Raw genomic sequence first — 22,278 nt, forward strand, 5'->3', positions numbered from 1 at the left:
CAGTCCGCCGGCCGGCACCTGCCAGGGGTTGCTACGCGCCGAACGGCAGCCGAGGATCGATGTTCTGGGTTTCCCAGGTCTGCCGGACCCAGCCATGGTGCGGGTCGTCGCTGATGAGCCATTCCCGCACGGGGCCGGGGCCCGCCATCACGTTCAGGTAGTAGAGGTCGTAGCCGGGGGCCGCCATGGCCGGGCCGTGCCAGCCGTAGGGGACAAGGACGACGTCGCCGCTGCGGACTTCTGCCGAGACGTCGATGGGGCGCTCGTCCGAGGCGTAGACGCGCTGGTAGCCGATGGCATCGGCGTCGGCGGGCGCCGCGGACCCGGCCGCCACCTGCGTTTCGAAGTAGTAGATCTCCTCGAGGGAGGTTTCGCCGTCCTTCTCCTCGTCGTGCTTGTGCGGGGGATAGGAGGACCAGTTCCCGGCGGGGGTGAGGACTTCGCAGACGATGAACCGGTCCGCTTCCAGCGCGGCGGGGGTGCCGAAGTTGTGGACCTGGCGAGAGCAGTTGCCGGCGCCGCGCAGCTCCACCGGGGTTTCCGCTGCCGGGACCAGCCTGGTGGGGTAGGACGCCTTGGCCGGTGCCGTGGCCACGGCGACGCGGCCGCCGTCGGCAGAGCTGATGCTCACGGCGCGTCCGGTGCCCGAGTAGAGCACGTCGCTGGGTCCGGAGAAGACCGACGGGCGCCCGGCGAGGGGGTAGGCGGTGCCGTCAACGGTGACGGTGAAGGATCCGTTGAGGGGCACCACGATGCGTTCTTCCTCCGCGGCGGGAAGTTCGACGGCGGCCCCGGCCGGCAGGGTGGCGACCTTCAGGCCGGTGTGTGCCCAGCCGTCCACGGTGAGGGGGGAGTCGGACGTTCCGATCGAGACGTCCCATGTGCCGTCGGCGGCGGTGCCCAGGGGGTAGACCCAGTTGGTCATGGAGTTGTTCCTTTGCGCTAGCGCTGTACGAGTGTCATTTCGAAGCTGTAGGAATCGGCGCGGTACACGTGGTGTCCTGTTTCCACCCGCCGGCCGGTGTCGTCCACGGCGGTGCGTTCCATGGTGACCAGCGCCGATCCCGGCGCGGCCTCCAGCATGGACGCCTGGTAGTCATCGGCGGTCCTGGCGCCGATGCGTTGCGTGGCCAGGCGGAAGTTCACGCCCCCGCGGCGGAGGATGGAGTAGAGGCCCTCGGAACCCAGCGTTGCCTCATCCATCTCCGTGATGTCATCGCGGACCCAGTTCTCCATCAGTGCCAGCGGCTTGCCGCCCACCTTCCGCAGCCGGGTGAAGTGGTAGACCTTCGACCCGGCGGGCAACTGCAGCGTTGCCAGCGTGGCGTCGTCCGCCTCGATGTGCGAGAAGCTAAGGACGTCCGTGGTGGGTTTCTTGCCGTTGTTGGTGAGGTCGTCGTAGAGGCTTGAGAGTTCCAACGGGCGGCGGACCTGGCTGGAGACCACCTGGGTTCCCACCCCCCGCTTGCGCACCAGGAGCCCGGACCGGACCAGTTCGTCCATGGCCTTGCGCATGGTGGGCCGGGACAGGTTCAGCTGGGCTGCGAGGTCGATCTCGTTGTCCAGCCGGCTGCCCGGTTCCAGCGCGCCGCTGTAGATCGCGGCCTCGATGCCCTGGACCACTTGGTGGTACAGGGGCACGGGGGAGGAGCGGTCGATGCTGAGTCCCAGGTTGTTCGCCACGGTGCGTTCCCTCATGTTTGGTCTCTGCGCGCCCCTAGGGGTGGCAGCGGCGGCACTTTGCTGCTATTTGTTCGCTTGATAGGACATACTTCCCTTGTCGATCGTAGCAGGCGCGCGGGGCGGGTCAAGGGGCCCGTCGCAACCAGCGACTCACTACTGCCGGAAACAGATTGTGCTGACATTAAGACGTTCTCTTGACGCAAGCTATTAGAGCGCTCTAAAGTCAGTGGCACGCATCACATTCCTGACCGGGCTCCCGGTCCCCGAGAGAATTTGAGAGGCAACAATGCTGTTGCAGAAACAAACCATGGGCACCACCGGCAACCGGCGCCGGGGCTACCTCGCCCGCCTTACCGTCATCTCCACCCTGGGTGGCCTGCTCTTCGGTTATGACACGGGCGTGATCTCCGGCGCCCTGCTGTACATGAACGACTCCCTGAACATGACCGCCGTCGAGGAAGCAACCGTGGTGAGCGCCCTGCTGTTCCCCGGTGCCGCCGTCGGCGCCCTCACGGGCGGCCGCATGGCTGACAAGCTGGGCCGCCGCGGCTCCCTGCTCGTCTGCGCGCTGCTGTTCCTGCTCGGTGCCATCGGCTGCGCCATCGCCCCGAACGTGACCTTCATGATCGCCGCCCGCATCCTGTTGGGCCTGGGCGTCGGCGCCGCGGCCGTGACCTGCCCGCTCTACCTGGCCGAAATGGCGCCCGCCAACATGCGCGGCCGCATGGTGACCATCAACGAACTCATGATCGTCACCGGCCAGATGCTCGCCTTTGCCATCAACGCCCTCCTGGACGCGCTGATCCACGACAACGAGGTCTGGCGCACCATGCTGGGCATCGCTTCCGTTCCCGCCATCGCGCTGCTCGCCGGCATGCTGATGCTGCCCGAGTCCCCGCGCTGGTACGCCATCCGTGGCCGCCTCGAGGACAGCCGCCGCGTCCTGAACCTCAGCCGCAGCCCCGAAGAAGCGGCCGCCGAGTACGAGGAAATCGCCGCTGCAGCCCGGACCGCCAAGGAAGAACGCGGCCACGCCCTGCGCGACCTGAAGAACAACCCCTGGATGCGCCGGCTGCTCTGGATCGGCATCGGCCTGGCCACCGTCCAGCAGGCCACCGGCATCAACACCGTGAACTACTACGCCCCCACCATCCTGGAAAAGAGCGGGCTGGGCGTCAGCGCCTCGCTCGTGGCCACCATCGGCGTCGGCGTCACCTCGGTCCTGATGACCATCCTGGGCATCTGGCTGCTCGGTTTCGTTGGCCGCCGCCGCATGCTCGTTATCGGCTTCTCGGGAGTGGTGGGTTCCCAGGCCCTCCTGGCAATCGTCTTCCTCCTGCCGCAGTCGGACCTCGCCAGCTACACCATTCTCGCGGCCATGATGCTGTTCGTCGCCTTCGTCCAGTGCTTCATCGGCACCTGCGTCTGGCTGCTGCTCTCCGAAATGTTCCCGCTGGCCATCCGGGGCTTCGCCATGGGCATCGCGGTCTTCGCCCTCTGGACCGTCAACGCCGCCATTTCGTTCCTGTTCCCGATCGTGGTCAACGCCCTGGGCTCCACCGGCACCTTCGGCCTGTTCGTCCTGGTGAACCTCGCGTCCCTGGCTTTCGTCATCAAGTTCGTCCCCGAAACCAAGGGCCACTCGCTGGAGGACCTGGAAGCGCACTTCCGCGACGGTGAAGTGCCGGCAAGGATCACCGCCTGACCTTCCCTTCCGCTACATGGCGGGGCGGGACACTGACCTCCTACCGGGGGCGCAGCGTCCGGCCCCGCTTTTGCGGTTGTTGGCCTAGGCTGGCCTTATGACCTGGACCGGGAAGCAGCCGTGAATTTCGCCGGCAGCCTCGGCCCGCGCCCCCGCAATCTCGAAGTGCAGGACCTCGCCAGCTTCGACCGCCTGGTGGGCGCCGGCGCGGTCAACCTGCACGGCTGGCACGCGCAGTCCCTGGACCTGCGGGGCCGGTCAGCGGCGCTCAAAAGGGTGAACGTCGAGGGCGCAATGTTCCTCGGCTGCACCTTCGACGAGGGCATGGAGGGCAATCTCCGCAGCCGGGGCGCACTGATATTCCCGAAGCTGGTGGGCGTGCCCTTCGATCCGTACCGCGCCAGCCTCTACTCTCCGGCGGAACTGTATGCCGGGCTCGCTTCGTCACCCTACGAGGAACTGCCGGACGCCCGCATCTACCACTGGAGCATCCAGCCCGGCCAGCGGCACCGGGTGGACTCCACCCTGGCATCGGCCCTGCACGACCATGCGATCGGCGACGCCCTGGACGAGCTGACCCGGTCGGCGCCCTGGACCCGGGACTCGATTGTGGGCGTCATGGGCGGCCATGCAGCACCGCGCGGCAGCGCCGACTTCGCCCAGGCAGCGCGGCTGGGAAGGCTGCTTGCCCGGGACGGCCACGCCGTCGCCACCGGCGGCGGCCCGGGAGCCATGGAGGCAGCGAACCTGGGCGCCTACCTGAGCCAGGCGTCCGACGGCGACCTGGCGGCAGCGCTGGGCACGCTCGCCGCCGTCCCGGGGTTCCGTCCCTCGGTGTCGGCGTGGGCACGCGCGGCGGCGGCCGTCGTCGAACGCCATCCCGAAGGTACGCCGTCGCTGGGGATCCCCACGTGGTTCTACGGACATGAGCCGCCCAACTACTTCGCCACCCATATCGCCAAATACTTCGCGAACGCCATCCGGGAAGCGATCCTGCTGGAGCTCTGCCACGGCGGCATCGTGTTCCTGCCCGGGGCCGCCGGGACGGTCCAGGAGATCTTCCAGGACGCCTGCGAAAACTACTACGGAGCCCGCGAAAAGGTGGCCCCGATGGTGCTGGTGGGGCAGCGGCACTGGGAAGAGGAGTATCCGGCCTGGCCCATGCTGCGCAGCCTCGCGGCAGGGCGGGCCATGGCGGACTGCATCTTCCTGGTGGACTCCGTGGACGAAGCCGTCGAGGTGCTGCGCCGGGGCTAGCCCACTACGGTGCCGAAGACCAAGCCCAGCAGGTACGTGACCGCCGCCGCGCCCAAGCCAATGGCGAGCTGGCGCAGGCCGCGGGTCAGCGGGGACGTGCCGGACAGCAGGCCGACGGTGCCGCCGGTCGCCAGCAGCGCGATGCCCACCAGGGTCCCGGCCGCCACCAGGGCGGGTACGCCGGTCAGGCCAAAGAGGAACGGCAGGATGGGGACGATGGCGCCGGAAGCGAAGAAGCAGAAGCTGGACAGCGCGGCTCCCCACGCGGTGCCCACGGCCTCATGCTGGTCGCCGTCGTCGGGCAGTTCCGGCTGCAGGGACAGGCTGGGGTCGCAGTCGCAGGACAGCAGGCCCATGCGCTCGGCCACGCGGTGTTCCGCGGCTTCACGCGACATCCCCCGTGCCAGGTACACCAGGAGGAGCTCGTTGTGCTCGAGGTCCAGGTTGGGCGCGGCCGCCAGGGTGACCTGCGTGGGGCGGGTGGCCGCCAGCAGTTCGCGCTGGGACCGAACCGAGATAAATTCGCCCGCGCCCATGGACATGGCCCCGGCCAGGAGCCCTGCGATCCCGCTGAGCAGCACCACGCTGCTGGCCACACCCGAGGCCGCCATGCCCATCACCAGGGAGAGGTTGCTGACCAGGCCGTCGTTGGCACCAAAGACCGCCGCCCGGAACGTGCCGGCCAAACGGCTCCGGCCACGGGTGGCCAGTCCGCGGACCACCTCCTCATGGATCTGCTCATCGGCGGCCATGGCGTCGGTGGCGTTGGGGTCCTTGGCATAAGGGGACCGGCCTTCTGCCCGCTGTGCGAGTGCCAGCACGAAAACGGAGCCGAAATGCCGCGCCAGGAATCCCAGGAAGCGGCTCCTGGCCGATGCCTTCTTCGGTTTGCCCGCATGCTCCCCGAGCAGCGCAAGCCAGTGTGCCTCGTGCCGGCCCTCCGCCTCGGCCAGGGCCAGCAGGATGTCGCGCTCCTCGCCTTCGCGGTTTTGGGCAAGGTCACGGTAGACCGCCGCCTCGGCGCGCTCATCGGCAAGGTACTGCCGCCACCGCTTGATGTTCGCGGGCGAGGGCTGGGCCGGGGTGGGGGGTGCCTCCCCAGGCGTGCTGTGGGATTCGGGCTGGGCGTGCTGCGACACTGGTACTCCTGGGCTGTAAAGGGCATGATTTCGGCGCCTTTGCCCTGCCAGCCTACTGCGGATTTCCGCGGTTTTTCGGCTGGCAAACCTCGCTGCGGGGTTTCGGTAAGCCTCATTTCGGGAGGCCGGCATGCTATTGACCCGCCCGCCTGCCCGGTGCTGTGATGAAGGTGTGGCGCTGCCTGCGCCCTACCTGTGAGAGCACGTCAGGCGAACATACGGAGGTTCAATCATGAGCACCACGGGACAGCACCCGGACATGCCGCACCTGGATGCCGTAGAGGCGGATCCCGCCTACGACTACGCCGAGGATGCACCCGTAGACGATGCCGACTGGGACGCCGAGGACGAGTTCCTCGACGAGGAGGAGCCGGTGGTCCAGACGCCACCAGTGGTCATCGATGCCGAGGACCGCGAGGTTCCTCTCGACGATGACGAGCCCCGCGACACAGGGGAGTAGGACGTACGACGGCGGCACCTCCTTTCGCTGAACTGCGAAAGGAGGTGCCGCCGTCGTGTTTAACGCCCGCCCGTTCCGGGGGCTCCGCCGCGGGCCGTTCCGGGGCAGCTGCCGCTAGTTGGCGGCGAGTACTTCCTCAGGGGCTTCGGGGGCCTCCTGCCCCGAGACGCGGCGCTGCCAGGCATGCATCACGCGGTGATCGGTGGGCGGGGTGAGCAGCGAGACGGCCACATAGACCACTGCGGAGGCGATCAGTCCGTAATAGATGGGCTCGTTGGCATAGACGCCGTCCAGCGGGGCCTTGGCATTGACTTCCAGGATGATCATGGTTCCCAGCGTCACCACGGAGCCGACCGCCATGGACGCCGCGGCCCCCAGCCCCGTGCCGCGCTTCCAGACGAGGCCGCCGAGGATGGCGACCAGCAGGCCACCCACCAGGATGTCGTACGCAATGGTCAGGGCCGCGACCACGTCCTTGGTGATGATCGCGATGACGATGGCCACGATGCCGAGGGCCAGGACCCAGATGCGGTTCGCTTTGACGTCATGCTCCGGGTTCTCCGTGTCGCCGTTGTTGATGGTTTTGCCGAACCAGCCGGCCACGAACGGCAGGACATCGGCACGGGCCACGGTGGCGGCGGCGATGAGGGCGCCGGACGCGGTGGACATCATGGCGGCGACCGCGGCGGCCAGGACGAGTCCGCCGATGCCGACGGGGAGGATGTTCTGCGCGACTTCGGCGTAGACGTCGTCCTTCGCCGCGATCCTGACATTGGACAGGGCGACGTTGGCGGCCATGCCGATGAGCGCGCCGGCGACGCCGTAAAGGATGCAGTAGATGCCTGCCGTGGCGCCGCCCCACCGTGCCACTGTTGGAGTCTTGGCGGTGAAAACGCGCTGCCAGATGTCCTGGCCGATCAGCAGGCCCAGGGTGTAGACCACGAAGTAGGTGATGATGGTCTGCACGCCAATGCCGTCGATCTGGAAGAAGCTGGCATCCACGCGGCTGCGGATGCCCTCAAGGCCGCCGGCGGCGTTCAGGGTGAAGGGAAGCATCAGGAAAAAGATGCCCACCGTCTTGATGACGAACTGGACCTGGTCGGCCAGCGTGATGGACCACATGCCGCCGATGGTGGAGTACACCAGCACGATCGCGCCGCCGATGGCGATGGCCAGAGCGCGGTCCAGGCCGAAGAGGACCACGAAGATGGTGGCGTACGCGCCGGTGGAGGTGGCGCACAACATCAAGGTGTAGGCGAGCATGACGATGCCCGACGCTTCCGTGGCCCGGCTTCCGTAGCGGAGGGTGAGCATCTGGGACACGGTGTAGATCTTCAGCTTCTGGATGGTCCCGGCGAAGAGCAGGCTCAGGAGCAGGACCCCGGCGCCGATGGCCACTACGAGCCACATGCCCGAGATGCCGAACTTGTAGCCCAGCCCCACACCGCCCACGGTGGAGGCTCCGCCCAGGACGACGGCGGCCATGGTGCCGGTGTAGAGGAAGGGGCCGAGGCGGCGGCCGGCCACCAGGAAGTCGCTGTTGTTACGGGTGCGGGACTTGCCCCACCAGCCGAAGGCCAGCATGGCGAGGAGGTACACCACCACGATGGCGATGTTGATGGCACTTGCATCCATAAGTTGGCTCCTTGGAGCTGTTGGGCACCGGGGTGCGTTCCGGGGCGCGTCCTGATCCGTCGCTCTTGACGGGACGACTGTTGACGGGACGAAGGAGGGGGTTCCTAATTTGCTCTATAGGCAACAGGAGTTTCCAAAGACTAGGTTGTGACGCCAGTAACAGTCAAGGGCGCGGAGGCCCTCGTGGCATGCGCGCGTCACAATCCGGCCGCCGATTAGGATGGCTCGAGAGCGCAGCCGGGCTGCCGGCCCATGAAAGGTTCGTAGATGAAGGCACTGCCAGTTGAGCCGAGCAATGTTCCCGTTGCCATCGGCTCCAGGATCCGGGCCGCCCGGCAGTCACAGCGGCTCACCATTGAACAGGTTGCCGATGCCACCGGGCTGACCAAGGGATTCCTCAGCCGGGTGGAGCGGGACCTGACCTCGCCGTCCGTGGCGTCCCTGGTGACCCTGTGCCAAGTCCTGTCCATCTCCATCGGTGACCTCTTTGCCGCACCGGAAACGCACCTCACCCGGCGGAACGACGGCCCCCGCATCTCGCTCGGTGGCGAGGGGATCGTGGAGCGGCTGCTCACCGCCCGCTCCGAACGCCGGGTCCAGATCATCCAGGCCGTCATCGAGCCGCACGGCCGCGGCGAGTCGGAGCTTTATGCCGTGGACTGCGACGTGGATGTGCTGCACGTCGTGAAGGGATCCATCAAGCTGATCCTTACCAACGAGGAATATGTCCTCGCAGCGGGGGACACGGTGACCTTCCCGGGCCGCGAGCCGCACACCTGGGTCAACCCCACGGACAAGCCCGTCGAGGTGCTGTGGGTCCTGGTGCCCGCCGCCAGCCGGTAACCCTTCTGGGTGTGCATTCCAGCCCGGTTACTTTTGGTCGTCCCCCGGGGGGAGCCTTCGCTTTCCCCAGGATTCCGGAGGGCGCAGTGCATCTGCGGGGGAGTAACTGGGGTGGAGTGCACGATCGCCGGCCGGGTGCGCGTTGCCCTGCCGCCAGGACTGTCTTGATTTCCGATATCACCCGGCCGGGATCGAACCAGATTTGCTCCGGCATGTAGCGCAGGACGGCCTAGCCGCTGACGGCGGATGCGTTGTTGCGCTCGCGGTCGCGGAGCATGTCCGTGCGCTGGGAGTGGAATGCGAAGCCGTCAACCTCCACAATCAAGAACCCGCCCAGCAGGAAGTCCACCCGGCCGATCCCCGGCAGGAAGACTTGGGCCGCGTACTCGAGCCCGTGGTGTCTCAGCAGGTACTGAAGGTCGACCTCAACGATGGATTCCGCACGAATGTCGAGTTCCCGTAAGGCGCGTCGGGCGGTCCCGGACCGGTCAGCCAGGAGTTGGGATGCGAGCAGTTCCCGCGGCACGCCGTGCAATCTGATGGCCGAGGTCGCCATTGCGGTGGAGGCCGGGGCCGGCAGGCATACCAAGGCGTGAAGTGCCACATCCTCGACTGCGGCCACTGGCAACAGCGGATGCCCTTGGAACCGGATGGTGCGGTGCCGGACGAAACCGCTGCCGTGGCCGATTGCAGGCGAGGTGAAGCCGGGCGGGGGAACCCGGCGTTGAGGAGCTGTGCGGACCGGGCAACCCCGCCAGCCTGTTTCAGGTAATCAAGGATGTCCATCACGCCATTGGAGGCCGCGCGGGGAACGCCAGGAACGGTGCACGGGCCCTATGTGGACAACTGACTGGGCGGCTTGGTGCGTTCCCTCCCAGTTGCTTTTCCGGGCTGCCGCGTCGCGACGGCAGAAAGGCCGGAAACTCGCGGCGAGGGAGTTCTGAGTCGGGGCGGCCCGGGGGGTAACCGGGCAGGAGCGCGACCGTTGAGGCCATTAGGTAAACAACTGGTGCTCATTAGAAAACCGAGGTGTATGATGGCAGTCACAAGTCCCCGACTCCTCGAAGGAGAGGCCTCCATTGGAAGAGCTGCGCATCGAAGCCAACGGCAACCTTGGCCCCATCGACTCATCCCGGATTCCCCGCTATGCCGGAGCCGCCACGTACGCCCGCCTGCCGCGACTGGACCAGGTGGAGAAGGCTGATGTCACGGTGGTGGGTGTGCCCTTCGATTCGGGTGTTTCCTACCGCCCCGGTGCCCGCTTTGGCGCCAACCACGTCCGCGAGGCCAGCCGGCTGCTGCGCCCCTACAACCCTGCCTGGGACGTTAGTCCCTTCGAGAACGTCCAGGTGGCCGATGCCGGGGACATGGCCGTCAACCCGTTCAACATCAACGAAGCCATCGAAACCATCCAGCAGAACGCCCTGGACCTCACTGCTGCCGGCAGCAAGCTGGTGACCCTGGGCGGGGACCACACGATCGCGCTGCCCCTGCTCCGGGCTGCCGCCGAACGCGCCGGCGGACCCATCGCCATGCTCCACTTCGATGCACACCTGGACACCTGGGACACCTACTTCGGCGCCGAATACACCCACGGCACCCCGTTCCGGCGGGCAGTGGAGGAAGGAATCCTGGATACGGAGGCGATCAGCCACATCGGCACCCGCGGCCCGCTGTACGGCAAGAAGGATCTCGACGACGACCACCGCTTCGGGTTCGGCATCGTCACCTCCGCGGACGTCTACTACCAGGGCGTCCTGGAAACCGTGGCCAAGGTCCGGGACCGGATCGGGAACCGCCCGCTGTACATTTCGGTGGACATCGATGTGCTGGATCCCGCCCATGCGCCCGGCACCGGCACCCCCGAAGCTGGCGGCATCACCAGCCGCGAACTCCTCGAGATCATCCGGGGCTTCCGCGGCATGAACCTGGTGGGCGCCGACGTCGTGGAAGTATCGCCGGCCTACGACCACGCCGAAATCACCGGGGTCGCGGCCAGCCACGTGGCGTACGAACTGGTGACCCTCATGGCGGACAACGCAACGCCCGGCAGCCGGTTCGGAGCGGACACGGGGTACGCGGCGCAGGCCCTGGGCCAGGGAGTCCGGCAGCCGGCAGGCTTCGCGGCCGCCAGCAAGGAGTAGTACCGTGGCTGACCACGGCCCGGGTACCCCGGCCCCCACGGAAACGGGCGTCCGCAACGGCGGGGACCTCGTCGTCGAAACCCTCGAAGCGCTCGGCGCGAAAACCGTCTTTGGCATCCCCGGCCAGCATGCCCTGGGACTTTTCGATGCGATGGGCCGGGGCAACCTCCGCTTTGTCTCGTCCCGGGTGGAGAACAACTCAGCCTTCGCCGCGGACGGCTACTCGCGTGCGACGGGCGAGGTCGGCGTGCTGTTCCTGTCCACCGGACCCGGCGCGCTGACGTCGCTGGCCGGACTGCAGGAGGCCTACGCCACGGGCGTGCCGATGGTGGTGGTGGCGAGCCAGATCCCGCTGGAAGGCCTTGGGGCCCGGCGCAAGGGCATGCTGCACCAACTGGATGACCAGAAGGCTTCGGCAGCGAACGTGACCAAGAGCCAGCGGCTGATCCAGCATGCGTCCGGCATACCCTCGGCCATCCAGGATGCCTGGACGGAGGCGATCTCCTCGCCGCAGGGACCGGTGTGGCTCGAGATTCCGCAGAACGTCCTGCTGGACCCCATCATGGTTCCGCCGGTGGAGGATGCCCTGGCGGAGGCGGCGGACAATCCCCCGCGGGTGGAGCTGGTCCGGGAAGCCGTGAAGTGGCTGGAATCGGCACAGCGTCCGGCGATCATTGCCGGCGGCGGCACCCGCCGCGGACGCGCTGAAAAGTCCCTGCTCTCGATTGCGGAAAAACTGCAGGCCCCGGTGATTTGCACCCCGGGCGGCAACGGCGCTTTCCCCTGGAACCATGAATTGTCACTGCAGTCGTGGATCGAGGACCGGTACATGACCGACGTCCTGGAGGATGCCGACGTCCTGGTGGTTATCGGCTCATCCCTGGGCGAGGTCACCTCCAACTACTTCACCTTCGAACCGCGCGGCAGGATCATCCAGATCGACGCCGAGCCGCGCGTCCTGGAGTCCAACCGGCCCGGCCTGGGCATCCGCGCCGACGCCGGCCAGGCGCTCGCGGCCCTGGATGACGCACTGCCGGTCCGGAGCACGACCCCGGACTGGCATGGGTCCACGCCGCAGCAGTTGGTGAAGGAATCCCTGGCGAAGGTCCGGGCCAGGCTCGAGTCGCAGGACCTGGGCAAGGAACTGAAGTTCATGGCGGACATCCGGAGCGCCGTGCCCGCCGGCATGCAGACATTCTGGGACATGACCATCGCCGCATACTGGGGCTGGTCCTGCTGGGATGCGCGCGAGGGGCAGTTCCACTCGGCGCAGGGCGCCGGCGGCCTGGGCTTCGCCTTTCCCGGGGCCATCGGCGGCGCCGTTGGCCTGGAAACCCTGGGCAAACCAGCACGGGTGCTGGCGGTCTCGGGTGACGGCTCGGCGATGTATTCCATCGCGGAACTGGCCACGGCGAAACAGCACAACGTGCCGGTCACGTGGCTGATTGTCGACGACGGCGGCTACGGCATCCTGCGTGAATACATGGTGGGCGCTTTTGGCAAGGCCACGGCCACGGAGCTCGCCCGGCCGGACTTCGTCAAGCTCGCCGAATCCTTTGGCATTCCTGCGACGAGGGCGGCTCCCGGGGATGTGGGGGACGCCCTCAAAGCGGGGTTCGCTGCCGACGGGCCGAACGTCGTCGTGGTGGAAACGCTCCTGAGGATGTTCGAACCCACCCATCTGGGCGACTAAGCGGCCTATTGACTGAACGCTCCCGTACTTCTGCCCGGCAGGAGTACGGGGGCGTTCGGCGTTTAAGCCCTGCGCTGCAACTATTCGTTTCCCTAAGCAACCTTTTTCTGATACAGTTGCTTTCAGCAACTAATTCTTTAGGGAGGATCATGTCTGTCGCACCGGCCACCGCAGCCGACCTCGTCAGCCACATCTATGACCTCCAGCGCGCGCTGCGCTGCGTCACCATGATCAACGTCAAGGGCCAGGACACCGGCATCGCCCTCCAAGGCGTGCTCAGGTTCATTGGCGAGGGGGAGACCCGGGCCGCACACGTGGCCGAGCGGCTGGGGGTCAGTGCGCCGGTGCTCAGCCGGCACGTGGCCGAGCTCGCGGACGCGGGCCTGGTGGTCCGCAGGCCGGATCCCGACGACGGCAGGGCGCAGCTTCTGGCCCTGTCACCACGGGGCAAGGCGAAGCTGGCGGAGCTGGTGCGCCACCGGGCGGAGACGCTACAGGCGTACCTCTCCGACTGGAACGAGGACGACGCCGCCGCAACGGCGGCGATGCTCAGCAAGCTCACCTCATCCCTGAAGAATTCCATCCGGGCAAGGGCGGCCGGAACCACCACCGAAGACCAACCGCAGGAGTCCATCAATGGCTAACGTCACCGCCGCCGCGGAACGCGAACAGGAGCGACGGCACGAACGCGCCGCGCACCAGGAATCGCGGCAGTCCAAGCGCCACGAACCCGGCGCCCCCATGAACCACCGGCAAATCATGGAGGCCCTGACCGGCCTTCTCGCAGCCTTCTTCACCGCGATCCTGAGCAGCACCATCGTGGCCAATGCGCTGCCCACCATCATGTCCGAACTCAAGGGCACCCAGACGGACTTCGCCTGGGTCATCACCGCGGCGCTGCTGGCCAACGCGGCCACCACCCCCATCTGGGGCAAGCTGGCAGACCTCTTCGACAAGAAGTTCCTGGTCCAGCTCAGCATCGTGATCTTCGTTGCCGGCTCCGTCATGGCCGGTTTCTCCGAGAACATCCCCTTCCTGCTCACTGCCCGCGTGATCCAGGGCGTTGCCATGGGCGGCTTGACGGCACTGGCCCAAGCCATCATCGGCTCCATCATTCCGCCCCGCGAACGCGGCAAGTACTCCGGCTACATGGGTGCCGTCATGGCTGTCGGCACCGCCGGCGGCCCGCTGCTCGGCGGCTTCATCGTGGACAGCTCGCTCGGCTGGCGCTGGACGTTCTTCGTCTGCGTGCCGCTCGCCGTCGTCGCCCTGATCCTGCTCCAGGTCACGCTGAAGGTGCCGCACGTCCGCCGGCCGGCCAAGATCGACTGGTTCGGTGCCATCCTGCTGACCAGCGGTGTGAGCCTGCTCCTGATCTGGGTCTCCTTCGCCGGCAAGGCCGATTACTACGACTGGTGGTCCTGGCAGTCGGCCGTCATGGTGGGCGGCGGCGTCCTCCTGCTCGCCCTGCTGGTGCTGGTGGAATCCAAGGTGTCCCAGCCGATCATCCCGCTGAAGATCATCTCCGAGCGCACCACGGCCCTGGCCATCGTTGCCTCCGTGGCGGTCGGCGTGGCCATGTTCGGTTCCTCCACGTTCCTGGGCCAGTACTACCAGGTGGCACGCGGCGCCACGCCCACCGAGGCCGGCCTGCTGACCCTGCCCATGATCGCCGGAAACCTCATCGGTTCGGTCGTCTCCGGCCAGCTGATCAGCCGCTATGGCAAGTGGAAGCGCTTCCTGATCGGCGGCACCATCCTGCTGATCGGCGGCCTCGCGCTCGCCGGCACCATGGACCACACCACCGAGCTGTGGCTGACCGGCCTTTACACCGGCATCTTCGGCATCGGCCTGGGCATGCTGATGCAGAACCTGGTCCTCGCCGTCCAGAACACCGTCCGCGCTACGGACATCGGCTCGGCCAGCGCTTCCGTTGCCTTCTTCCGGTCCGTCGGCGGCGCGATCGGCGTGTCCGTGCTGGGCGCCGTCATGGCCAACCATGTCAAGGACCTGGCCACCGACGGACTCGCGAAGCTCGGCATCCAGGCCGGCAGTAACAGCGGTGCCACCCTGGACCTTAAGGACCTGCCCGCACCGATCGCCGACGTCATGCGCGCAGCCTACGGCGATGCTACGGCGGGAATCTTCATGATCTCGGCCGCCGTCAGCGTTGTGGCCCTGCTCGCCGTGCTCTTCATCAAGGAAGTGCCGCTGCGCAAGACCGTGGACATCACCCCCGAAGCGACGTTGCAGGCCAACGCCGCCGGTGAGGCCGGTATAACTGCCATGACCGGGCAGCTGCCGGTGGTTTCCCCGGCACGTGCCGCCGCCCTGGCCGGCGCGCCGGCAAAGATGTACGACGGCGGTGCTGCCGCTGCAGCCGCGGCGTCCGGGCGGGTGGCCACGGACGACCTCGAGGAGGCTTTCGCACGCAGCTTCCATTCCGAGGGGCTGGACCTCCGGTCCGCCGGCAGCATCGACAAGGCCGCGGACGCGGTTGCCAGCGCCGCCGCCACGCTGCAGAAGCTGCAGGACACCCAGCAGCTGCTGGCCCGCCAGCAGGCGGAACTGGGAGGCCTGGTCCTGGATATCCAGGAACAGCTGCGGTCCCAGCAGGACGTCGCCGCTCAGCAGGCCGCCACGGCGGCGGAGCTCAGCAGGCTGCAGCGCAAGCTCCTGAAGGAACGCAAGATCCAGGCGGCCGCCGCCCTTTACATCGCAGGCCACGGCAAACACAGCGCCGCAGCCCAGCCCGCGACGGCCCAGCCCGCGTCGGGCGCGTCCGGCCCCGCCGGCCAGGGAGCGTAGGCTCCGCCGCCATGAGGGCCTTCGCACCGCGCTGCCGCAGCACCCGTCCCGCCATCCGGGGCGGGTGCTGTTGCTTTTCCGCCTCCAGGGTTTAGGCGGCATGCCGGGGACAGGCGTTTTGAGGGGGATTCATTGTCGGTGGGCATCACTAGAGTTGAGCACATGCTCCTCACCCTCATACGGCGATACTCCAGACCGTATTTGCCGTACATCCTGGCTGTCGTCGCTTTCCAGCTCGCGTCCACCATCGCGGCCCTGTACCTTCCCAGCCTGAACGCCCGAATCATTGACGAGGGGGTCTCCCGCGGCGACACCGATTTCATCTGGCACACCGGTGGGCTGATGCTGCTGGTGGCCTTCGCGCAGCTCGCCGCGGCCATCGCGGGCGTCTACTTCGGATCCAGGACCGCCATGGCAGTGGGGCGGGACCTCCGGCGTGCCGTGTTCGGGAAGGTCACCAGCTTTTCGGCCAGGGACGTCAACGCCTTCGGCGCCCCCACGCTGATCACCCGCGGCACCAACGATGTCCAGCAGGTACAGATGCTCCTGCTGATGGGGCTCAACTTCATGGTCGCCACACCTATCATGTGCGTGGGCGGCATCATCATGGCGTTGCGGGAGGACATCAATTTGTCCTGGCTGGTGTGGGTGTCCGTGCCGCTGCTGGTCGTGGTGGTGGGCTACCTGGTGGTCCGGCTGATGCCGCTGTTCCGGTCCATGCAGAAGAAGATTGACCGGATCAACGCCGTGCTGCGCGAGCAGATCATCGGTATCCGGGTGGTCCGGGCCTTCGTACGGGAGCCGTACGAAACCCGACGTTTCGGCGCAGCAAATGGGGAGCTGACGGATGTCTCCCTCAGGATCGGCGCCCTGTTTGTCCTCATGTTCCCGGCCATCAGCATGATCCTGCACCTGTCCACCGCCGCGGTTCTGTGGTTCGGTGGTCAGCGGGTGGACGCCGGTGCCATGCAGGTGGGGTCGCTGACCGCCTTCCTGCAGTACCTCCTCCAGATCCTGATGGCTGTCATGATGGGCACCTTCATGACCATGATGATTCCGCGCGCCTCCGTCTGCGCCGACCGCATCGGCGAGGTGCTCGCCGTGGAGCCCTCCATCCACGACCCCCGGCATCCGGAGGCTCCGGCCGCGCTCGCCGGTGTGGTGGAGTACCGGAACGTCACCTTCGCCTATCCCGGGGCCGAATCCCCGGTGCTGAGCAACATCAGCTTCACCGCCCGGCCCGGCCAGACCGTCGCCATCATCGGATCCACCGGCGCCGGGAAGACCTCCCTGGTGTCCCTGCTGCCGCGGCTCTATGATCCAGCGGAGGGTGAAGTGCTCCTGGACGGGGTTCCGGTCCGCAGGCTGGACCGGGCGGAGATCACCAAGCGCGTGGCCCTGGTGCCGCAGCGTCCCTATTTGTTCTCCGGCACCATCGCGCACAACCTTCGCTTCGGCAAGACCGAGGCGACGGACCAGGAACTGTGGGACGCCCTGCACATCGCCCAGGGTGAGTCGTTCGTCCGCGAGAAGAACGGCCTGGACTCCCGCATCGCCCAGGGCGGGACCAACGTCTCCGGCGGCCAGCGGCAGCGCCTCTGCATAGCCCGTGCGCTGGTCACCAAACCCCGGGTCTACCTCTTCGACGACTCTTTCTCCGCCCTGGACGTCGCCACGGACGCCCGGCTGCGCGCCGCCCTCAAGCGAAGCACCGCCGATGCCACCGTCATCATCGTGGCCCAGCGGGTTTCCACCATCACCGACGCCGACCAGATCCTGGTGCTGGACAACGGCAGGATCGTGGACCGCGGCACGCACGAGGAACTCCTGGAAACCTCGCCCACGTACCAGGAAATCGTCGAGTCCCAGCTGAGTGTGGAGGAAGTGGCATGAGCCCCCGCAGGAAGGAGCCCGTCTCCACCGCCGCGACGTCTTCGGCTGACCAGGTCCAGGACGGCGCCGTGCCGGACGACGACTTCCCCGAGGAGGAGTTCCAGCCCACGGAAGCCGACGGCGGCGCGTTCGGCGCCATGCCCGCCAAGAAGGCAGAGCATTTCTGGCCGTCGGCAAAGCGGCTGATGGGGCTGCTGAAGCCGGAAGCTCCGGGCATCTCCCTGGTGGTCGGGCTGGTGGTCATCTCCGTCGTGCTGAACGTCATCGCGCCGAAGATCCTCGGCCAGGCCATGGACGTCATCTTCGCCGGGGTGGTGGGCAGGCAGCTGCCTGCCGGCGCCAGCAAGGAGCAGTTCGTCGCAGGCCTGCGCCAGCAGGGCCAGGACAACCTGGCGGACATGCTGTCGCGGATGGAGCTGGTCCCGGGTGCCGGCATCGATTTCGACCGGCTCACCCTGCTCATCGCCGTGGTCCTGCTCATGTACTTCGTGGCCAACATCTTCATGTGGCTGCAGGGGTACGTGCTGAACCGCATCGTCATGAAGGTCATCAGGCGGCTGCGCGACGACACTGAAAGCAAGCTGAACCGGCTTCCGCTGAACTACTTCGACACCCGCCAGCGCGGTGACGTCCTCTCGCGGGTCACCAACGACGTCGACAACATCCAGCAGGCGCTCCAGCAGGCCTTCGCGCAGCTGGTCAACTCCGTGCTGACCGTGGCGGGCATCGTGATCATGATGTTCATCGTCTCCTGGCAGCTGGCCTTGATCGCCCTGGTGGCGCTTCCGCTGTCCGGGGTGGCCGCAGCGCTCATCGGGGTGCGGAGCCAGAAGCTCTTCGCCGCGCAGTGGAAGAACACCGGCTCCCTGAACGGCCAGATCGAGGAGTCCTTCTCCGGGCACGAGCTGGTCCGCGTCTTCGGTCGCGACGCGGACATGCTGGCCCGGTTCGAGGAACGCAACGAGGCCCTCTACAAGGCAAGCTTCGGCGCGCAGTTCGTCTCGGGCATCATCTTCCCTGTCATGCAGTTCGTGTCCTACCTCAGCTACGTGGGCATTGCGGTGGTCGGCGGCCTCCGGGTGGCATCAGGCGCCATGTCCCTGGGCGACGCCACGGCGTTCATCCAGTACTCCCGCGAGTTCACCCAGCCGCTGGGGCAGATGGCCGGTATGGCCAACATGCTGCAGTCCGGGGTGGCGTCCTCCGAGCGGGTTTTCGAGTTCCTGGACGCGGACGAACAGGACCACGAGACGGCCACCGAACACCTCCCGGCCAAGACCGACGGGCACGTCGACTTCACCAACGTCACCTTCAGCTACACAGCGGACAAGCCCCTGATCGAGAACCTCTCCTTCACCGCCGAACCCGGGAACACCGTGGCGATCGTCGGGCCCACGGGCGCCGGGAAGACCACCCTGGTGAACCTGGTCATGCGCTTCTACGAGCTGAACTCGGGATCCATCAGGCTGGACGGCGTGGACATCACCCACCTGAGCCGCTCCGAGCTGCGGTCCAAGGTGGGCATGGTGCTGCAGGATGCGTGGCTCTTTGGCGGATCCATCTACGACAACATCCAGTACGGCAACCTGGACGCCACGCGGGAACAGGTCATGGCCGCGGCGAAGGCCACTTTCGTGGACCGCTTCGTCCGGGCACTGCCCGATGGCTACGACACCGTCATCGACGAAGAAGGAAACAACGTCAGCGCCGGTGAGAAGCAGCTGATCACCATCGCCCGGGCCTTCGTGGCCAACCCCTCGCTCCTGATCCTGGACGAGGCCACCAGCTCGGTGGACACCCGCACCGAACTGCTGGTGCAGAAGGCCATGGCAGCCCTGCGCACGGACCGGACGAGCTTCGTGATTGCCCACCGGCTCTCCACCATCCGGGATGCCGATACGATCCTGGTTATGGAAAACGGACGGATCGTGGAACAGGGCAGCCACCAGGTGCTGCTCGCCGCAGGCGGCGCCTACCACCGCCTGTACATGTCACAGTTTGCGGGGGCGGATGCCGGCGAAACAGTGGTGGATGGTTCGACGGCGGTACACAGTTGAGTGCGCACGGGGGCAAGCGGATCGAAGTCCTGGTGCCGATGCGCTGGGGCGACATGGATGCCTACGGCCACATCAACAACGTGCAGATCGTCCGGATGCTGGAGGAGGCACGCATCGCGGCGTTCGGTCCGCCACGGGGAGCAGGGCTGCCGGGAGTGGAGCCACGGGTGTCGCTCTTCAACGACGTCCCCGAGGGAACCATGGCCCTGGTGGTGGACCACAAGATCCGGTACGTCAGGACCCTGGAGTACCGCAACATTCCGGCGGTGGCGCAGGTATGGATCGGCGCCGTCAAGGGTGCCAGTTTCGATATCCACTATCTGCTCCAGGACCCCGTGACGGGCGAAGACTGTGTGACGGCAAGCAGCCACCTGGCCTTCGTGGACGAGTCCACGGGCCGGGTTCAGCGGCTCACCAGCGAACAGAAGGAACGGCTGGCCCCGTACAGGCATTAGGACCCCTCTACGGCACTAAGATCCGCAGGCATTAAGACTCTGGGCAAGCCGGACCGGACACACTGGACTGGATGTACCAGCAACAGCGAAAGGAAGCGCAGATGGCCAGGAACACGAACCGCCCCGCCAGGAAGAAGAAGACCTGGAAGGAGATGTCCACGTCGTCCAAGGTGGGCACTATTGTGGTGGGCATCGTCCAGATGTCGCTTTTGGTGGCGGCGCAGCGCGACATCTCCCGCCGGCCTGCGGCCCTGATCAACGGCCCGAAAGCTGCCTGGCGGGCGGCGTCCTTCGTCAATTTCGTCGGCCCCATGGGGTACTTCATCTTCGGCCGCAAGCGCGCCTCGGCCAGCTAGCGTCCGGTCGGGCAGCAGGGCGCCCGGGGGCTTTTGGCGGGCGCCCAGCTTGACCCTGTAAATTTGAGGGCATGACCCCCACCGCCACTGTTGCCATGACCCGTGCCTTGGGTATCTCCAAAGAGATTGAGGATGCGGCGTGGTTCGTGCTGGGACCTGGTCTCCAGGGAAAGGCGTCGCCCTTGGACGGCCGGACCAGGACGTGGTCGGTCCCCGCGGCCGCGGAGCTGCTCGACCGCCTGGAAAGGGGTACCCCGGACCCGAAGGCCCCCATGATGACCAACCTTCGGGACAACCTGGAGGGCGCATCCCGCGGGGCCAAGCAGCTTGCCGTGGAACTGCTCTTCCTGCAATCCCTTCCGCTTGCCCACGAAGTGAAGTCCCTCAAGGTCAAGCGCGCCCGCGTGGCCGAGGCAGCGGGCTGGCTGGAGCCGCCGCTGGAACTGCCGGAAGAGCTGTACGCGGGCATGACGGACCACGGCGTCATCCGGGACCGGACCGCCGAGTTCAACTGGACCATCTGGGACCACCTCAAGTGGCTTTGCCGGTTCGTCAAAAACGTGGCCCAGCGGCCGGCCCATGTGGTGCAGGCGGCCATCAAGGATCCGCTGCAGTTCCACCGCCTCGCCGCATCCACCCCCGATGACCAGCCGGCCATTCGCCGCAGCATCGAATTTCTGGCCTGGCCCAGCTACTTCGAGCCTGTGGTGGCGGACGTGGAACGGCAGGAAATCCGGGACGCCTTCGCGTCGCTGGTAGGCGGGGCGAACGGCGACAGCGAAGAGGACATCACCGCCGACATCCACCGCATCAGGCTGCACCTGGACGAGCAGGCCGGCCAGCGGATCGACTGGTACTCCCGCCAGCTCGTCAGCCAGTGGCGCAAGGTGGGCGACCCCGGGCGGCGGGCCTGGCTGCTCCGTACGCACAGCGACCACGCCGAGCTGCTGACCGCCTGGCACGGCGAGGAGAAGGTGACCCTCGACGTCGAGCATCTCCGGCACCTGGACCCCGGCGTGACGGCCGGCGTGGTCCAGCATGCCGTGGACGAGGACTACAAGCACCTTGGCTATGTGGAGCGCGAGGACACCAAGACGGCGGTCTTCGCCTTCCTGACGGTCATGAAGCCGGGGGACCTGGTGCTGTACCAGCACGCCGGGAGCGTGCGGCTTGGCGGCGTCCTGGGGGAGCCCGAGTACAACGATGACAACCGCCGGCTTCGGCGCAAGGTGCGCTGGTTCGACGACGGCCACACCACCACCAGCCTGCCCCGCCACGTCCAGCGCCAGCTCGCAACCCCCGGCATCGTGGTGGACGTGACGCGCGTGGTGCAGGCGCTGCAGGCGCTGCTGCCAGCCGAGGCGGAAACCGAGCCTGACGCCGAGACGGAAGGCCCCGCCGTCGTCCTTCCTGCCCAGGAAGGCTTCCGCCCGCTGACGCAGGAATTCGCCGCCTCCCTGCACATGGAGCTCGAACCCCTGCAGGAGATAGCCGACCTGCTGGAGGAGAACCGCCAGCTGGTCCTCTACGGGCCGCCCGGCACCGGCAAGACCTACCTGGCCAAGCACCTCGCGGCCGAACTCGCCGACGACACCACGGATGAGCGCGTCAAACTGGTCCAGTTCCACCCGTCGTACGCCTATGAGGACTTCTTCGAGGGCTACCGCCCGGACAAGACGGACGAAGGCCAGGTGTCCTTCAAGCTCGTGGCCGGGCCGCTGCGCCGCCTTGCGGAGGAAGCGGCCAAGCCCGGGAATGAGAAGAAGCCGTACTTCCTCATCATCGACGAAATGAACCGGGCGAACCTGGCCAAGGTTTTTGGCGAGCTGTACTTCCTGCTGGAATACCGGGACGACCGGATCTACCTGCAGTACAGCCCCAACGAACCCTTCACCCTGCCGGACAACCTCTACATCATCGGCACCATGAACACTGCGGACCGGTCCATCGCCATGATGGACGCCGCCATCCGCCGCCGGTTCTCCTTCATTGAGCTGCACCCGCAGACCGAACCCGTCAAGGGATCCCTGCACCGCTTCCTGCAGGCCCGCCGCCTGGACCCCACCCCGGCGCTGCTGCTGGACGCCCTCAACGGGGCCATCGACGAGTGGGACCGGGACCTCATGATCGGGCCGTCCTACTTCATGAAG

Annotated in this window: 18 protein-coding genes; 13 read left to right on the plus strand and 5 right to left on the minus strand. The window is 67.0% G+C overall.

Annotated features, from left to right (window positions below):
- Nucleotides 1–31: 31 nt before the first annotated feature.
- Both iolB and AC3IMC_RS17420 read right to left on the minus strand, forming a co-directional pair.
- Nucleotides 32–925 carry a 5-deoxy-glucuronate isomerase gene (gene iolB / locus AC3IMC_RS17415; RefSeq protein ID WP_490919937.1) on the minus strand — a complete coding sequence of 298 codons (894 nt, stop codon included), beginning with the start codon at nucleotides 923–925 and terminating at the stop codon, nucleotides 32–34.
- A gap of 17 nt (nucleotides 926–942) precedes the next feature.
- On the minus strand, nucleotides 943–1,683 hold the full coding sequence (locus tag AC3IMC_RS17420; protein ID WP_490919964.1) for a GntR family transcriptional regulator: 741 nt from the start codon (nucleotides 1,681–1,683) through the stop codon (nucleotides 943–945).
- Nucleotides 1,684–1,990: 307 nt separating this feature from the next.
- Between AC3IMC_RS17420 and AC3IMC_RS17425 the strand changes: the two genes are divergently transcribed.
- Both AC3IMC_RS17425 and AC3IMC_RS17430 read left to right on the plus strand, forming a co-directional pair.
- Nucleotides 1,991–3,388, plus strand: coding sequence for a sugar porter family MFS transporter (locus AC3IMC_RS17425; RefSeq protein ID WP_490919939.1), 1,398 nt, complete (start codon nucleotides 1,991–1,993; stop codon nucleotides 3,386–3,388).
- 120 nt (nucleotides 3,389–3,508) lie between these two features.
- The gene (locus AC3IMC_RS17430; RefSeq protein WP_490919941.1) at nucleotides 3,509–4,645 is read left to right on the plus strand and encodes an LOG family protein; all 1,137 of its coding nucleotides are present in this window, start codon (nucleotides 3,509–3,511) and stop codon (nucleotides 4,643–4,645) included.
- Here the strand turns inward: AC3IMC_RS17430 and AC3IMC_RS17435 are convergent.
- Nucleotides 4,642–5,784, minus strand: coding sequence for a VIT1/CCC1 transporter family protein (locus tag AC3IMC_RS17435; protein WP_490919943.1), 1,143 nt, complete (start codon nucleotides 5,782–5,784; stop codon nucleotides 4,642–4,644). The genes AC3IMC_RS17430 and AC3IMC_RS17435 overlap by 4 nt on opposite strands.
- Before the next feature lie 232 nt (nucleotides 5,785–6,016).
- Here AC3IMC_RS17435 and AC3IMC_RS17440 point away from each other — a divergent pair, with 232 nt between their 5' ends.
- Nucleotides 6,017–6,244 (plus strand): hypothetical protein, encoded by a 228-nt coding sequence (locus AC3IMC_RS17440; protein ID WP_490919946.1) that lies wholly within the window; start codon nucleotides 6,017–6,019, stop codon nucleotides 6,242–6,244.
- Between the two features lie 114 nt (nucleotides 6,245–6,358).
- On the opposite strand, the gene AC3IMC_RS17445 is transcribed toward AC3IMC_RS17440, so the two are convergent.
- Entirely contained in the window at nucleotides 6,359–7,879 is a 1,521-nt protein-coding gene (locus tag AC3IMC_RS17445) for a sodium:solute symporter family protein (RefSeq protein ID WP_490919947.1), read from the minus strand.
- A gap of 267 nt (nucleotides 7,880–8,146) precedes the next feature.
- Here AC3IMC_RS17445 and AC3IMC_RS17450 point away from each other — a divergent pair, with 267 nt between their 5' ends.
- Complete coding sequence (locus tag AC3IMC_RS17450; protein ID WP_490919948.1) at nucleotides 8,147–8,722, plus strand: helix-turn-helix domain-containing protein; 576 nt, start codon at nucleotides 8,147–8,149, stop codon at nucleotides 8,720–8,722.
- A gap of 229 nt (nucleotides 8,723–8,951) precedes the next feature.
- Here the strand turns inward: AC3IMC_RS17450 and AC3IMC_RS17455 are convergent, their stop codons facing one another.
- On the minus strand, nucleotides 8,952–9,344 hold the full coding sequence (locus tag AC3IMC_RS17455; protein WP_490919949.1) for a hypothetical protein: 393 nt from the start codon (nucleotides 9,342–9,344) through the stop codon (nucleotides 8,952–8,954).
- Nucleotides 9,345–9,801: 457 nt separating this feature from the next.
- Here AC3IMC_RS17455 and speB point away from each other — a divergent pair, with 457 nt between their 5' ends.
- The 9 genes from speB to AC3IMC_RS17500 form a co-directional block, all read left to right on the plus strand.
- Nucleotides 9,802–10,866, plus strand: coding sequence for an agmatinase (gene speB / locus AC3IMC_RS17460; RefSeq protein WP_490919951.1), 1,065 nt, complete (start codon nucleotides 9,802–9,804; stop codon nucleotides 10,864–10,866).
- 4 nt (nucleotides 10,867–10,870) lie between these two features.
- Nucleotides 10,871–12,559, plus strand: a complete 1,689-nt coding sequence (locus AC3IMC_RS17465) for a thiamine pyrophosphate-binding protein (protein WP_490919952.1) — start codon at nucleotides 10,871–10,873, stop codon at nucleotides 12,557–12,559.
- A gap of 149 nt (nucleotides 12,560–12,708) precedes the next feature.
- Nucleotides 12,709–13,203: a MarR family winged helix-turn-helix transcriptional regulator gene (locus tag AC3IMC_RS17470; protein ID WP_490919953.1), complete on the plus strand. Its 495-nt coding sequence runs from the start codon at nucleotides 12,709–12,711 to the stop codon at nucleotides 13,201–13,203.
- Nucleotides 13,196–15,367: an MDR family MFS transporter gene (locus AC3IMC_RS17475; RefSeq protein ID WP_490919954.1), complete on the plus strand. Its 2,172-nt coding sequence runs from the start codon at nucleotides 13,196–13,198 to the stop codon at nucleotides 15,365–15,367. Before AC3IMC_RS17470 ends, AC3IMC_RS17475 begins: the two co-directional genes overlap by 8 nt.
- Nucleotides 15,368–15,529: 162 nt before the next feature.
- Complete coding sequence (locus AC3IMC_RS17480) at nucleotides 15,530–17,260, plus strand: ABC transporter ATP-binding protein (protein WP_490919955.1); 1,731 nt, start codon at nucleotides 15,530–15,532, stop codon at nucleotides 17,258–17,260.
- A complete protein-coding gene (locus tag AC3IMC_RS17485) occupies nucleotides 17,257–19,317 on the plus strand; it encodes an ABC transporter ATP-binding protein (protein WP_490919957.1) in 2,061 nt (686 codons plus the stop codon). The genes AC3IMC_RS17480 and AC3IMC_RS17485 overlap by 4 nt, the downstream gene beginning before the upstream one ends.
- Before the next feature lie 38 nt (nucleotides 19,318–19,355).
- A complete protein-coding gene (locus tag AC3IMC_RS17490) occupies nucleotides 19,356–19,772 on the plus strand; it encodes an acyl-CoA thioesterase (protein WP_490919965.1) in 417 nt (138 codons plus the stop codon).
- Nucleotides 19,773–19,873: 101 nt separating this feature from the next.
- Complete coding sequence (locus AC3IMC_RS17495) at nucleotides 19,874–20,128, plus strand: PLDc N-terminal domain-containing protein (RefSeq protein WP_490919958.1); 255 nt, start codon at nucleotides 19,874–19,876, stop codon at nucleotides 20,126–20,128.
- A 71-nt stretch (nucleotides 20,129–20,199) separates the two neighbouring features.
- Nucleotides 20,200–22,278 (plus strand): McrB family protein (locus tag AC3IMC_RS17500; RefSeq protein WP_490919959.1); only part of this gene is annotated, 2,079 nt, incomplete at its 3' end.

Source organism: Arthrobacter sp. E70 (genome assembly GCF_058266945.1).

Coding starts and splice junctions, on each gene's coding strand:
- iolB (WP_490919937.1), bottom strand. CDS start 925: ATGACCAACTGGGTCTACCCCCTGGGCACCGCCGCCGACGGCACATGG.
- AC3IMC_RS17425 (WP_490919939.1), top strand. CDS start 1,991: ATGGGCACCACCGGCAACCGGCGCCGGGGCTACCTCGCCCGCCTTACC.
- AC3IMC_RS17440 (WP_490919946.1), top strand. CDS start 6,017: ATGAGCACCACGGGACAGCACCCGGACATGCCGCACCTGGATGCCGTA.
- AC3IMC_RS17445 (WP_490919947.1), bottom strand. CDS start 7,879: ATGGATGCAAGTGCCATCAACATCGCCATCGTGGTGGTGTACCTCCTC.
- AC3IMC_RS17450 (WP_490919948.1), top strand. CDS start 8,147: ATGAAGGCACTGCCAGTTGAGCCGAGCAATGTTCCCGTTGCCATCGGC.
- AC3IMC_RS17470 (WP_490919953.1), top strand. CDS start 12,709: ATGTCTGTCGCACCGGCCACCGCAGCCGACCTCGTCAGCCACATCTAT.
- AC3IMC_RS17475 (WP_490919954.1), top strand. CDS start 13,196: ATGGCTAACGTCACCGCCGCCGCGGAACGCGAACAGGAGCGACGGCAC.
- AC3IMC_RS17480 (WP_490919955.1), top strand. CDS start 15,530: ATGCTCCTCACCCTCATACGGCGATACTCCAGACCGTATTTGCCGTAC.
- AC3IMC_RS17485 (WP_490919957.1), top strand. CDS start 17,257: ATGAGCCCCCGCAGGAAGGAGCCCGTCTCCACCGCCGCGACGTCTTCG.
- AC3IMC_RS17490 (WP_490919965.1), top strand. CDS start 19,356: ATGCGCTGGGGCGACATGGATGCCTACGGCCACATCAACAACGTGCAG.
- AC3IMC_RS17495 (WP_490919958.1), top strand. CDS start 19,874: ATGGCCAGGAACACGAACCGCCCCGCCAGGAAGAAGAAGACCTGGAAG.